Source organism: Streptomyces sp. NPDC038213 (assembly GCF_055600495.1).
The window spans coordinates 33,470-46,297 of record NZ_JBVJYM010000022.1; the positions used below are offsets into that span (position 1 = coordinate 33,470).

At 73.6% G+C, this 12,828-nt stretch carries 10 protein-coding genes; 4 read left to right on the forward strand and 6 right to left on the reverse strand.

Features of this window, described 5'->3' with window-relative positions; genetic code table 11:
• Window positions 1-76 precede the first annotated feature (76 nt).
• Window positions 77-1,729 (forward strand): sensor histidine kinase, encoded by a 1,653-nt coding sequence (locus ACZ7JZ_RS25680; protein ID WP_470943213.1) that lies wholly within the window; start codon window positions 77-79, stop codon window positions 1,727-1,729.
• Window positions 1,730-1,770: 41 nt separating this feature from the next.
• Window positions 1,771-2,457, forward strand: a complete 687-nt coding sequence (locus ACZ7JZ_RS25685) for a response regulator (RefSeq protein ID WP_470943320.1) — start codon at window positions 1,771-1,773, stop codon at window positions 2,455-2,457.
• Window positions 2,458-2,497: 40 nt separating this feature from the next.
• Here the strand turns inward: ACZ7JZ_RS25685 and ACZ7JZ_RS25690 are convergent, their stop codons facing one another.
• Window positions 2,498-3,619 carry an AI-2E family transporter gene (locus ACZ7JZ_RS25690; RefSeq protein ID WP_470943215.1) on the reverse strand — a complete coding sequence of 374 codons (1,122 nt, stop codon included), beginning with the start codon at window positions 3,617-3,619 and terminating at the stop codon, window positions 2,498-2,500.
• Window positions 3,620-3,782: 163 nt separating this feature from the next.
• Here ACZ7JZ_RS25690 and ACZ7JZ_RS25695 point away from each other — a divergent pair, with 163 nt between their 5' ends.
• A complete protein-coding gene (locus tag ACZ7JZ_RS25695) occupies window positions 3,783-4,646 on the forward strand; it encodes a DMT family transporter (protein ID WP_470943217.1) in 864 nt (287 codons plus the stop codon).
• A gap of 88 nt (window positions 4,647-4,734) precedes the next feature.
• Here ACZ7JZ_RS25695 and ACZ7JZ_RS25700 read toward each other — a convergent pair whose 3' ends face one another.
• The 3 genes from ACZ7JZ_RS25700 to ACZ7JZ_RS25710 all read right to left on the reverse strand — a co-directional run bounded on the left by ACZ7JZ_RS25700 (window position 4,735) and on the right by ACZ7JZ_RS25710 (window position 9,195).
• Window positions 4,735-6,327 carry a solute symporter family protein gene (locus ACZ7JZ_RS25700; RefSeq protein ID WP_470943321.1) on the reverse strand — a complete coding sequence of 531 codons (1,593 nt, stop codon included), beginning with the start codon at window positions 6,325-6,327 and terminating at the stop codon, window positions 4,735-4,737.
• 47 nt (window positions 6,328-6,374) lie between these two features.
• Window positions 6,375-6,923, reverse strand: a complete 549-nt coding sequence (locus ACZ7JZ_RS25705; RefSeq protein ID WP_470943219.1) for a DUF485 domain-containing protein — start codon at window positions 6,921-6,923, stop codon at window positions 6,375-6,377.
• 151 nt (window positions 6,924-7,074) lie between these two features.
• Window positions 7,075-9,195 carry a DNA gyrase/topoisomerase IV subunit B gene (locus tag ACZ7JZ_RS25710; RefSeq protein ID WP_470943220.1) on the reverse strand — a complete coding sequence of 707 codons (2,121 nt, stop codon included), beginning with the start codon at window positions 9,193-9,195 and terminating at the stop codon, window positions 7,075-7,077.
• A gap of 446 nt (window positions 9,196-9,641) precedes the next feature.
• Between ACZ7JZ_RS25710 and ACZ7JZ_RS25715 the strand changes: the two genes are divergently transcribed.
• Window positions 9,642-9,872: a DUF7455 domain-containing protein gene (locus ACZ7JZ_RS25715; protein ID WP_470943221.1), complete on the forward strand. Its 231-nt coding sequence runs from the start codon at window positions 9,642-9,644 to the stop codon at window positions 9,870-9,872.
• 132 nt (window positions 9,873-10,004) lie between these two features.
• On the opposite strand, the gene ACZ7JZ_RS25720 is transcribed toward ACZ7JZ_RS25715, so the two are convergent.
• Both ACZ7JZ_RS25720 and ACZ7JZ_RS25725 read right to left on the reverse strand, forming a co-directional pair.
• A complete protein-coding gene (locus ACZ7JZ_RS25720) occupies window positions 10,005-10,829 on the reverse strand; it encodes a S1 family peptidase (RefSeq protein WP_470943222.1) in 825 nt (274 codons plus the stop codon).
• A gap of 143 nt (window positions 10,830-10,972) precedes the next feature.
• Window positions 10,973-12,571: an RNA polymerase sigma factor gene (locus ACZ7JZ_RS25725; RefSeq protein ID WP_470943223.1), complete on the reverse strand. Its 1,599-nt coding sequence runs from the start codon at window positions 12,569-12,571 to the stop codon at window positions 10,973-10,975.
• Window positions 12,572-12,828 lie beyond the last annotated feature (257 nt).

The following is a 12,828-nucleotide window of genomic DNA, read 5'->3' on the forward strand; positions in this document are numbered from 1 at the left end:
GCCGACCGGGGGCCGCCGGGGCGCCGGGCCGCGGGGGATTTCGGAAACCCGGTGGCCCGATTTACCGTTTCTCCCCATGAGCGCCGCAGCGGGACCCGACCGCGCCCCCGGGCACGCCTGGCGGATCGGGCTGCCCCGGCGGGTCTACTCGCAGGTCCTGCTGATCCAGCTCGCCATCGCCGCGGGGGTCACGGTGCTGGCGACCGGCCTGTTCCTGGCCCCGCTGGGGGACCAGCTCGACGACCAGGCCATGCGCCGCGCGCTCGCCATCGCGCAGAGCACCGCCGCCGACCCGCGGCTCGCCGAGGACCTGCTCGCCACCCGGGCCGTCCCCGGCAGCCCCGTGCAGACCGCGGCCGAGCGGATCCGCCGGTCCACCGGCGCCGAGTACGTGGTCGTGCTGGACCGGCAGGGCATCCGGCGCTCCCACCCGAGCCCCGAGCGGATCGGCCGGCCCGTGTCCACGGACCCCGCCCGGGCGCTCGCGGGCAGCGAGGTCATGGAGATCGACGACGGCACCCTGGGCCGCTCCGCCCGCGGCAAGGTCCCGCTGCGCGAGGCCTCCGGCCGGATCGTGGGCGCGGTGTCCGTGGGCATCGCGTACGACAGCGTCCGCGACCGGCTCCTCGGCGCGATCCCCGGGCTGCTCGCCTATGCGGGCGGGGCCCTGGCCGTGGGCGCGCTGGCCGCGTACCTGATCGCGCGCAGGATCCAGCGGCAGACCCGCGACCTGGCCTTCTCCGATATCTCGGGGCTGCTGGCGGAGCGCGAGGCCATGCTGCACTCCCTGCGCGAGGGCTTCGTCGCACTCGACCGGCAGGGCCGGATCCGGCTGCTGAACGACGAGGCGCAGCGGCTGCTGGGCCTGGGGCCCGAGGCCGCGGGCCGCCCCCTGGACGAGGTGCTGGGGGCGGGGCGCACCACGGACGTGCTCGCCGGCCGGGTCGCCGGCGAGGACCTGCTGACCGTGCAGGGCCCGCGGGTGCTCGTCGCCAACCGGATGCCGACGCAGGACGGCGGCGCGGTCGCCACCCTGCGCGACCGCACCGAGCTGGAGCGGCTGGGCCGCGAGCTGGACTCGACGCGCGGGCTGATCGACGCGCTGCGCGCCCAGGACCACGAGCACGCGAACCGCCTGCACACCCTCCTCGGCCTGCTGGAGCTGGGCCTGTACGAGGAGGCCTCCGCGTACGTCACCGAGGTCGCCGGAGTGCACCGGGCCACGGCGGAGCAGGTCGCGGAGAAGGTGCGGGACCCGCTGCTGGCGGCCCTGCTGGTCGGCAAGGCGGCCGTGGCCGCCGAGCGCGGGGTGCGGCTGCGGCTCTCGTCGGCGACCCTCCTTCCCGACCGCCTGGTGGATCCGGGCGGTCTCGTGACGATCCTGGGCAATCTGGTGGACAACGCCATCGACGCTGCGGCGGCCGCGGCGGCCGCCCCCGCAGCGACCGGCAGCCGCGACCCGTGGGTCGAGGTGGAACTGGCCGCCGAGGGGCAGTCGGCCGCGCTGCGGGTGCGCGACAGCGGCCCCGGGGTGCCCGCCGGGCAGCGGGAGGCGGTCTTCACCGAGGGCTGGTCGACCAAGCTCCCACAGCAGCAGCACGGCAAGCGGGGGCTCGGCCTCGCGCTGGTCCGCCGCCTGGCGGAGCGGCAGGGCGGCAGCGCACGGGCAGGGGAGGCAGCGGACGGAGGGGCGGAGTTCTCCGTCGTACTCCCCGAGGCCCTGCGGTGAGCGGGGCGGACGCCGCGGGCGGCCGCGGCGGGGGCCGGAGCCTGATCAACGTGCTGGTGGTGGACGACGACCCCGGCGTTGCCCTGATCAACGCGGCGTACGTGGCGAAGGTTCCCGGTTTCCGTGCCGTGGCCCGGGTCCACACCGCGGCGCAGGCCGCGGAGTTCATCGAGCGGCACCCGGTGGACCTCGTCCTGCTGGACCACTACCTGCCGGACGGCACCGGGCTCGACCTCGTGCGCGGGCTCCGGGAGCGGGGCCGGCACACCGACGTGATCATGGTGACGGCCGCCCGGGACCTGGCGACCGTCCAGTCCGCCATGCGGCTGGGCGCCCTCCAGTACCTGGTCAAGCCCTTCGCCTTCGCCGGGCTGCGCGCCAAGCTGGAGGCGTACGCGGCCCTGCGCCGCACCCTGGCCGCGGGCGGGGAGGCCGAGCAGGCCGAGGTGGACCGGATCTTCGGTGCCCTCGCCGCCGCGAGCGCGCCCGTGGAACTGCCCAAGGGCCACTCCCCCAGCACCGCCGAGCTGGTGCGCCAGGTGCTGCTGGCCGCGGGCGGGGACCTGTCGGCCCAGGAGATCGCCGAGCGCGCCGGGGTGAGCCGCCAGACCGCCCAGCGCTACCTGAAGCTGCTGGAGCGCAGCGGCCGGGTCCGGCTGGGCCTGCGCTACGGGGAGACGGGCCGCCCCGAGCACCGGTACGCCTGGGTCCCCGCGACCGGCCCCTGACGGCCCGTACCGGCCGGCCGCGGCCGCAGCCCGCCCGGTCCTACGTTCCCGGACCCGCACCGCCGGCCGGCCCCGGCGGCGCCCCCGCCGGCTCCGCATCCGGCCCCGCCCGCCCGCTCCCCCGCTCCCGCTCCGCGCGCAGCGCCAGGTGGACCGACCAGGCCACCGACACCAGCGGTACGGCGACCACCGCGCCCACCACCCCGGCCGCGGTGGCCCCCGCCAGCACCGAGACCGCCACCACGAGCGGGTGCAGCCGCACCGCCCAGCTCATCACCACCGGGTGCAGCAGGTGCCCCTCGATCTGGCCGATGACCACGATCAGCGCCACCACGACGGCGGCGGTCAGCGGTCCCTTCGCCGCCAGGGCGACCACGGCCGCCACCGCCAGGGCCACGGGCGAGCCGATCAGCGGCACGAACGCCGCGAAGAACTCCAGCAGGGCGAGCGGGACGGCCAGCGGGACCCCGAGCAGGAACAGCGCCACGCCGACCAGGACGGCGTTCGTCGCGGCGACGAGCACGATCCCGTGCGTGTAGCCGGTGAAGGTCCGCCAGGCCGCCCGGCCCGCCGTGTCCCAGCGGGCCCGCACCCGCTCGGGGAGCTGTCCGCAGAACCAGTCCCACTGCCGGTCCCCGGAGTGGATGAAGAACACCGCGGCGAACAGCCCGAGGGCGAGGGCGGTCAGCACGTGCACCAGCCGGCTGGCCCCGCTGACCGCCTGGCTGACCAGCGCCGACCGGTGGCTGGAGAGGAACTCCCCGATCCGGTCCTGCACGTCCGTCAGCGCCTCCGGGGGCAGCCGGAACGGCGGCCGCTCCAGCCACTCCTCGATGTGGTCGAGGCCGTCCCGGAACTCCCGTGCGAGCGTGGTGCTCTCCCCCGCCACCGCCTCCCCGACCAGCGTGAGCCCGCCGAGCACCAGCGCGATCCCACCGAGCACGGTCGCGGCCACGGCGAGGGTCCGGGGCAGCCCCCGGGCCGCCAGATCGGCCGGCGGCCGCAACAGGGCGGTGAGGACGAGCGCCAGGAAGAGGGCCACGCCGATCTCGTGGAAGCGCCCCAGGAGCGCGAAGACCGCGTAGACCGCGGCGCCGACGACGAGCAGCCGCCAGGCGTAGGCGGCGGCCGTGCGGAGGGGCGGGGGCACCGGGGGCTGCATTCCCTCGACGTACCACCGCGGGGCGGCCGGGCCACGCCCCGGGCCGCAGGTTCGCCCGAGCGGGGTCCGGCCGGTGCGGGCGGCCCGCCCGGCCGGGGGCCGGACGGGCGAATGCCGCGGGGCGCGGGGCGCGGCGGGCGCCGGCGGCGGTGAGGATCGGGGGATGGGCGTCGTACTGCCGGTCCTCTGCGCGCTGTTCTCCGCGTTCAGCAACGCGCTGGCGACCGTGCTCCAGCGCAAGGCCGCACTGACCCTCCCGCAGGCCGAGGGCTTCCGGCCGGGCCTGGTCCTCGACCTGCTGCGGCACCCGCTGTGGCTGGCGGGGATCGCGGCGGTGATCGCCGCGGGCGCCGGGCAGGCGGTGGCGCTGGCGACGGGCCCGCTGGCCCTCGTCCAGCCGCTGTTCGTGCTCGAACTGCCGCTGGCCCTGCTGATCGCCTCCCTGCTGACCCGGCAGCGGCTGCCGCGCGGGCCGTGGCTGGCCGTGGCCTGCGTGGTGGCGGGTCTCGGGGTGGCGCTGGCGGCGGCCGCGCCCGCGGGGAACCGTACGCACGTCCCGCTGGACCGCTGGCTCCCGGCGCTCGCGGCGGGGGCCGCCGCAGTGCTCGCGCTGGCCGCGGCGGGGCTGCGGCGGCCCCCGGGCCGGGCCCGGGCCGCCTGCCTGGGGGCGGCGACGGCGGTCTGCTACGCGCTGACCGCCGCCCTGATGAAGTCCGCGGTGCACGTCCTCGACGAGCGGGGCCCGGGGGCCTTCCTGACCGCCTGGCAGACGTACGCCTTCGCGGTCTGCGGCATCGCGGCGCTGCTGCTGCTCGGGCACGCGATGCAGGGCGGGCCGCTGGTCGCCTCGCAGCCCGCGCTGACCCTCGGGGACGCGGGCATCAGCATGCTGCTGGGCATCCTGCTGTACGAGGAGCAGGTGCGCGGGGGCTGGTGGGTGCTCCCGCAGCTGCTGGGCGTGGCCCTGGTGGTCACGGGCGTGTTCGCCCTGGCCCGGCTGGCCCCCGCGGACCCGGCGCAGCCCTGACCGCAGTCCGGGGCCGTGTCCCCGTGTCCCCGGGGAGCGGCCCCGGCCCGGCCCGCCGTCCTGTTCGCCGGGACGGGCGCGGCGTCCGTCAGACGGCGCCCGCGCCGGTCAGCGAGCGCACCTCGGTCTCCGCGTGCCGGGCCTCGTCGGGGCCCTCGGGCGAGGTGACCGTGCCCAGCCAGCCGGCGAGGAAGCCCAGCGGGATCGAGACGATGCCCGGGTTCTGGAGCGGGAAGAGCCGGAAGTCGACCCCGGGGAACAGCGCGTCGGGACTGCCGGAGACCACCGGGGAGAAGACGACGAGCAGCACCGCCGGCACCAGCCCGCCGTACACCGACCAGACGGCGCCGCGGGTGGTGAAACCGCGCCAGAACAGCGAGTACAGCAGGACGGGCAGGTTCGCGGAGGCGGCGACGGCGAAGGCCAGGCCGACCAGGAAGGCCACGTTGAGGTCCTGGGCGAGCAGCCCCAGCCCGATGGCCAGGGCTCCGATGCCGACCGCGGCCGCGCGGGCGACGGACACCTCGCTGCGCTGGCGGGCCCGACGCCGTTTGAGGGAGGCGTACAGGTCGTGGGCGACGGAGGCGGACGAGGCGAGGGTGATCCCGGCGACGACGGCGAGGATGGTGGCGAAGGCGATGGCGGCGACCACGGCGAAGAGGACCGTTCCTCCTGTGGTCCCGCTGCCCCCGCCGAGGAACAGGGCGAGCAGCGGTACGGCCGTGTTGCCCGCGGCGTTCGACTCGCGCACCTCCTGCGGTCCCACGAGCGCGGCCGCGCCGAAGCCGAGCACGATCGTCATCAGGTAGAAGCCGCCGATGAGCCCGATGGCCCAGACGACGGACCGGCGGGCGGCCCGGGCGGTGGGCACGGTGTAGAAGCGGGACAGGATGTGCGGCAGCCCCGCGGTGCCGAGGACCAGGGCGACGCCCAGGCTGAGGAAGTCCAGGCGCGCGGTCCAGTCGCCGCCGTACTTCAGGCCGGGGGCGAGGAAGTCGGCGCCGTGGCCGCTGCGCTCGGCGGCGCTGTTCAGCAGCTGGTTGAAGTCCCCGCTGAAGCGGACCAGGACCAGCACGGTCAGCGTGACGGCCCCGCCCATCAGCAGGACGGCCTTGACGATCTGGATCCAGGTGGTGGCGCGCATCCCCCCGAAGGACACGTAGACCACCATCAGGGCGCCGACTCCGACCACCGTCCAGGCGCGGGCGGCCGGGCTGCTCCCGCCGAGCAGCAGGCCCACCAGGCTGCCGGCGCCGACCATCTGGGCCACGAGGTAGAGCACGGACACGGTGACCGAGGAGGCGCCCGCGGCGATCCGGACGGGGCGCTCGCTCATCCGCGCGGCCACCACGTCGGCCAGGGTGAAGCGGCCGCAGTTGCGGACCAGCTCGGCGACCAGGAAGAGCACGACCAGCCAGGCCACGAGGAAGCCGACGGAGTAGAGCAGCCCGTCGTACCCGAAGAGCGCGATGAGCCCGGAGATGCCGAGGAAGGAGGCTGCGGACATGTAGTCGCCCGCGATGGCGAAACCGTTCTCCATGGGGGAGAACAGCCGGCCGCCGGCGTAGAACTCCTCCGGGGAGCCGTGCCGGTTGCGGCTCACCCAGGTGGTGATGCCCAGCGTGACCGCGATGAAGGTGCTGAACAGGACGAGCGCGAGGGTCTGGTGGCCCGTGGACAGGCCGGAGGCGAGTCCGCCGGCCGGCAGTGCGGAGGCCGTCCCGGCGGTCACCGCCCGGCCTCCCCGCCCCGCGCCTGCTCCGCGCCGCGGGCCTGCTCGAAGACCGTCCAGCGCAGGTCGAGGGCGGCCCGGTCGCGGCGCAGCCGGGCGTGCCGGGCGTAGGCCCAGGTGAGCACGAAGGTGGTGAGGAACTGGCCGAGGCCGGCGATCAGGGCCACGTTCACCGCGCCGACCACCGGGCGGGCCATCAGACCGGGTGCGGCAACGGCCGTGACGACGTAGGCGAGGTACCAGGCGAGGAAGGCGAGCGAGGCGGGGACGACGAAGCGGCGGTAGCGGCTGCGGACCTCCTGGAAGGCCTCGCTGCGGTGCACTTCGAGGTAGATCTCGGCGGTGGCGGAGGCGCGCGGGGCTCCGGGGCCGGTTCGGCCGGAGCCGCCGGGGGTGCGGCCGCCGCGGGTGTCGGCGGGGCCCGGTGCGGCGGCCGCCGGTACGGCCCCCGCCTCGCCGCCCTCCCCCCATCCGGACGCGAGCGCGTCGTACCAGGGGTCGTCCAGCCGGATCGTTCCGGCATCACGGCCGTCGTGCTTGTCCACCGAACTCTCCTTGCCCGCCGCCGCATTGGCCGCGTGCGGACAAGGATGTGGGGAAGGGGCGCATTCCGGACTGGTGTCTAGGAGCTCTTCACTCCATCAGGTGAAGGAGTGAAGAGCTCCCGCGGGTCCGCGGCCCCGCCGGGGAACGGGGTCAGGCGTCGATGCGCGAGCGGTCCAGCGTCGCCGCCGAGCTCGTGATGAACTCCTTGCGGGGGGCGACCTCGTTGCCCATGAGCAGGTCGAACACCTGCTCCGCGGCCTCCAGGTCGCCGATGTTGATCCGCCGCAGCGTGCGGTGCCGCGGGTCCATGGTGGTCTCCGCGAGCTGGTCGGCGTCCATCTCCCCGAGGCCCTTGTACCGCTGGATGGAGTCCTTGTACCGGACCCCCTTGCGCTGGTACTCCAGCAGGGTCTGGCGCAGCTCGTTGTCCGAGTACGTGTAGACGTACTTGTCCTGGCCCTTCTTCGGCTGGACCAGCTCGATCCGGTGCAGCGGCGGCACGGCCGCGAAGACCCGGCCCGCCTCGACCATCGGGCGCATGTAGCGCTGGAAGAGGGTCAGCAGCAGGGTGCGGATGTGGGAGCCGTCGACATCGGCGTCGGTCATCATGATGACCTTGCCGTAGCGCGCCTGGTCGATGTCGAAGGTACGGCCCGACCCGGCTCCTATGACCTGGATGATCGCTCCGCACTCGGCGTTCTTGAGCATGTCCGAGACCGAGGACTTCTGGACGTTCAGGATCTTGCCGCGGATCGGCAGGAGGGCCTGGAACTCGGAGTTCCGGGCGAGCTTGGCGGTGCCCAGGGCCGAGTCGCCCTCGACGATGAAGAGCTCGCTGCGCTCCACGTCGTCGCTGCGGCAGTCGGCGAGCTTCGCGGGGAGCGAGGAGGACTCCAGCGCGGTCTTGCGGCGCTGCGCCTCCTTGTGCTGGCGGGCCGCGATCCGGGTGCGGGCCGCGGCGACGATCTTCTCCATCACGGCGCGGGCCTGCTGCTTGTCGTCGCGCTTGGTGGAGGTCAGGAAGGCCTTGAGCTCCCTGGCCACGACCTGGCCGACGATCCGGGTGGCGGCGGAGGTGCCGAGCACCTCCTTGGTCTGGCCCTCGAACTGCGGCTCGGCGAGCCGGACGGTCACGACCGCGGTCATGCCCTCCATGGCGTCGTCCTTGACCACGTCGTCCTCGGCGACCCGCAGCAGCTTGGCGGAGCGCAGGACCTCGTTGACCGTCTTGGCGACGGAGCGCTCGAAGCCCGAGACGTGCGTGCCGCCCTTGGGGGTGGCGATGATGTTGACGAAGGACTTGACCGTGGTCTCGTACCCCGTCCCCCAGCGCAGGGCGATGTCCACGCCGAGCTCGCGGGTGACCTCGGTGGGGGTCATGTGGCCGCGCTCGTCGAGCACGGGGACGGTCTCCTTGAAGGTCCCCTGGCCGGTCAGGCGCAGTACGTCGCAGACGGCCTTGTCCTGCGTGAGGTACTCGCAGAACTCGCTGATCCCGCCGTCGAAGCGGAAGACCTCCTCGGTCTTGCCGGCGCCGTCGATGCCCCGCTCGTCGCGGACGACGAGGGTGAGGCCGGGCACGAGGAAGGCGGTCTGGCGGGCGCGCTGGTAGAGGGTCTCCAGGGAGAGCCGGGCGTCCTTGAGGAAGATCTGGCGGTCGGCCCAGTAGCGCACGCGCGTGCCGGTGCGGGTCTTGGGCACCCGCTTGCCCTTGACCAGGCCGTTGGCCGGGTCGAAGGGGGCCTCCGGGCCCTGCTCGGTGAAGATCCCGGGGACGCCGCGGCGGAAGCTGATGGCGTGGGTGGCCCCGCTGCGGTCGACCTCGACGTCGAGGCGGGCCGAGAGGGCGTTGACCACGGAGGCGCCGACGCCGTGCAGGCCGCCGGAGGCCGCGTACGAGCCGCCGCCGAACTTTCCGCCGGCGTGCAGCTTGGTCATGACGACCTCGACGCCGGACAGGCCGGTCTTGGGCTCCACGTCGACCGGGATGCCGCGGCCGTTGTCGCGGACCTCGACCGAGCCGTCCTCGTGGAGGACGACCTCGATGTGGTCGCAATAGCCGCCCAGGGCCTCGTCGACGGAGTTGTCGATGATCTCCCAGAGGCAGTGCATCAGGCCACGGCTGTCCGTGGAGCCGATGTACATGCCGGGACGCTTGCGGACCGCCTCGAGGCCTTCGAGGACGAGGAGGTGCCGCGCGGTGTAGTTGGAGCCGTCGCGGTCTGCTCCGGTCAGCAGCGCGCTGGAAGGCACGGACGTGTCGGCGGTCACGCAGTTCGCTCCTCGCTGAATTTCTCTTCTGGCCCGGTCGGGCTCAGGGGTGGCTCGGTTACCGGTCAGAGGGTACCGAGGCCTGGTAGAGCCGGTGCAACGCCACCCTCGCCGCTTCTTCAGCCTAGTGCAGAACCGCACAGGCGTTCGATCCTCCGAAGGGGTGAAGCAAACATCACGTTCCCTTCCGCGCATGAACCATTTAGGGTTCGGGCACGTCCTCATGAACAACCGGCAACCCGCCGGATGCCCAAGGACTGCTTACCGATGCAACGCCAGCAACGCGAAACCGTAGAGCAACGCAATACGGCTCCTTCGCCGCCAACCGGCAACAGCCGGCCAGCTCGGAAGGAAGTTTCGAGTAAAAAGCCGCGAGCGGGAACGTTTTCGGCCTGGTTGGATGTTGACCCTGGTACGACAGCTCGTCGAGCTAGAGAAGAGGCGACGTGACTACTGTTCTGACACCCGCGACCCCGCTGACGGCCGCTGACCGATGCGACCGTTGCGGCGCCCAGGCATATCTGCGCGTCGTCCTGCTGAGCGGCGGTGAACTGCTCTTCTGCGCCCACCACGGACGCAAGTTCGAGCCGGAACTCAAGAAGATCGCCGCGGAAATACAGGATGAGACCGATCGGCTCACGGCCGCTCCGGCCAGCGCCGACACCGAGGAAAGCTGACAGGCCTCACATCCCGACGAGCCAGGACCGGTCCAGACCGGTCGACGGGCGGCCCCCTGTGAACCGGGAGGCCGCCCGTCCTCGTATCCGCTCCGGGCCCCCGACCGGGCCCGGAGCGGATGCAGGGGCTCCTCAGCCCGCGACCAGCCCCGCGAGCGGGGCGATCCGGGTGTAGACACCGGGGCTGTCGGCGCGTCCGCAGCCCCGTCCCCAGGACACCAGTCCGATCAGCCGCCCGCGGGCCACCAGGGGCCCGCCGCTGTCCCCCTGGCAGGCGTCCCGGCCTCCCCCGGTGTCTCCGGCGCAGACCATCGCCTCGGGCAGGTAGCGGCCGTCCGGGCCCCCCGGATAGGCCTCCTCGCAGGCGGCGTCCTCGAAGACCGTCACCCGGGTGGAGCGCAGCCCGGTCGCGTAGTCGCCGTAGCCGCTCGTGTCCCCCCAGCCGAAGACCGCCGCGTCCGTACCGGGCGCGTAGGCCTCGTCACCCGGACCGGCCACCGGGAGTACGTAGCGTTCCGGGAGCGCTTCGGCGAGGGTCAGTACGGCCAGGTCTCCCGCATTGGTCAGCCGGTCGTAGGCGGGGTTGACCCAGGCCCCCGCGACCGGGATCTCGTACCCGTCCCCGGAGCGCAGCTCCGTGCGCCCGGCGATCACCCGCAGGTCCGGAACGGCCTCGGGCGGGCCCCCGAGCACCTGGCGCGCCAGGCAGTGGGCGGCCGTGAGCACCTTCGTGGGCGCGACCACGACTCCCCCGCAGAACTGACCGGCCCGCGTACCCCCGAACCGGTCACGGCTGGACAGCGCCACCACCCAGGGGCTGTCCGAGACCCGCACCGGCTTGCCGCCGACCACCACGCTGTCCGCGACGGCCTGCGGGGCGGGGGCCAGCGGCACCACGGCCGCCCCCGCCACCAGGGTCAGCGCTCCCGCCAGGGTGCGGGCAAAGGGACGACGCATAGGGCCTCCTGACTCCGTGTGTGCGTGACCCCACCCAGAGTGGTACGCCCCGGCGCCGTGCGCACCCGCGCACGGCGGAGGCCCGGCACCCCCCGAGGGGGTGCCGGGCCTCCGGCGACGGGCCTGCCGCGCGGCGCGGCGGCTCAGTCGAGGTAGTCGCGCAGGACCTGGGAGCGGGACGGGTGGCGCAGCTTCGACATGGTCTTCGACTCGATCTGGCGGATCCGCTCGCGGGTCACGCCGTAGACCTTGCCGATCTCGTCGAGGGTCTTCGGCTGGCCGTCCGTGAGCCCGAAGCGCATGGAGACCACGCCCGCCTCGCGCTCGCTGAGGGTGTCCAGAACCGAGTGCAGCTGCTCCTGCAGGAGCGTGAAGGACACGGCGTCGGCCGGGACCACGGCCTCGGAGTCCTCGATGAGGTCGCCGAACTCGCTGTCGCCGTCCTCGCCCAGCGGGGTGTGGAGGGAGATCGGCTCGCGGCCGTACTTCTGGACTTCGACGACCTTCTCGGGGGTCATGTCGAGTTCCTTGGCCAGCTCCTCCGGGGTGGGCTCGCGGCCCAGGTCCTGGAGCATCTGGCGCTGCACGCGGGCGAGCTTGTTGATGACCTCGACCATGTGCACGGGGATGCGGATCGTGCGGGCCTGGTCCGCCATCGCGCGCGTGATCGCCTGGCGGATCCACCAGGTGGCGTACGTGGAGAACTTGTAGCCCTTGGTGTAGTCGAACTTCTCGACGGCGCGGATCAGGCCCAGGTTGCCCTCCTGGATCAGGTCCAGGAAGAGCATGCCGCGGCCGGTGTAGCGCTTGGCCAGCGAGACCACGAGGCGGAGGTTGGCCTCCAGCAGGTGGTTCTTGGCCCGGCGGCCGTCCTCGGCGATGATCTCCAGCTCGCGCTTGAGCTTGGGGGCGAGCTTGTCGGCGTTGGCGAGCTTGTCCTCGGCGAACAGGCCGGCCTCGATCCGCTTGGCGAGCTCGACCTCCTGCTCGGCGTTGAGGAGGGGCACCTTGCCGATCTGCTTGAGGTAGTCCTTGACGGGGTCGGCGGTGGCGCCGGCCACGGCGACCTGCTGGGCCGGGGCGTCGTCCTCGTCGTCGTCGGAGAGCACAAACCCCTTGGCCTCGCCGCTGCCGCCCTCCTCCTCGGGCTCGTCGCCCTTGCCCGCGCCGGGGCCCTCCTCGCCCTGCTCCTCGCCCGGCTCGTCGGAGTCCTTCTTGCCCGCGGTCTTCTTCGCGGCCGTCTTCTTCGCGGCGGTCTTCCGGGCGGGTGCGGCCTTCTTCGCGGCCGCCTTCTTCGCCGCCCTGGGGGCGGGCGCGGTCTCGTCCGCACCGTCCGCGGCGCTCTCCGCTCCGGTGTCCGCCGCACCCTGGGCCTGCACCGCCCCGGCGGGCGCGTCCGCGGGACCGGCCGCCGGCGCCGCGGGCCTGTCGGCCGCCGCCTTCGCGGTCACGGTCTTCGTGGCCGTCCGCTTGACGGGGGCCTTGGCTGCGACGCTCTTGCGGGCCCGCTTGGGGGATTCCGCGGCACTGACCATCAGCGTCACACCCTCTTCCTCGAGGATCTGATTGAGGCTGCGCAGAACATTCTTCCACTGGGTCGGCGGAATCTGGTCAGCCTCGAAGGCCCGACGCACATCGTCGCCGGCGATCTGACCCTCGGCCTTGCCTCGCTCGATGAGCGCCATCACAGACTCGGACTCGGCGATCTCCGGCGGGAGCGTACGGGAAGTGCTGGCCGACACGAACAACCTCTCGGAACGATGGGAACGGCTTCCGACCCCGGCCTGGTGCTGGACCGGAGCCGACGACCACCGACGGGGATGGGCCGGAGGCGCGGGCAGGGGCCGGGGAGCTGCACAGCGCCCGCAACGGCTGCTGTGTTCCCTCCGTCGACCATCACCTCTTAGGTCATCGCGAGACCTCGCGGAGCGTTACGCCCAATCTTCGTGGCCCGAGTCACACCCTCTTCATGCGGAAACCTCTCATACGGTCGTACCGA

Excerpts from the sequence above, each read along its gene's own strand:
- ACZ7JZ_RS25695 (WP_470943217.1), top strand. The coding sequence starts at position 3,783 with ATGGGCGTCGTACTGCCGGTCCTCTGCGCGCTGTTCTCCGCGTTCAGC.
- ACZ7JZ_RS25690 (WP_470943215.1), bottom strand. The coding sequence starts at position 3,619 with ATGCAGCCCCCGGTGCCCCCGCCCCTCCGCACGGCCGCCGCCTACGCC.
- ACZ7JZ_RS25720 (WP_470943222.1), bottom strand. The coding sequence starts at position 10,829 with ATGCGTCGTCCCTTTGCCCGCACCCTGGCGGGAGCGCTGACCCTGGTG.
- ACZ7JZ_RS25680 (WP_470943213.1), top strand. The coding sequence starts at position 77 with ATGAGCGCCGCAGCGGGACCCGACCGCGCCCCCGGGCACGCCTGGCGG.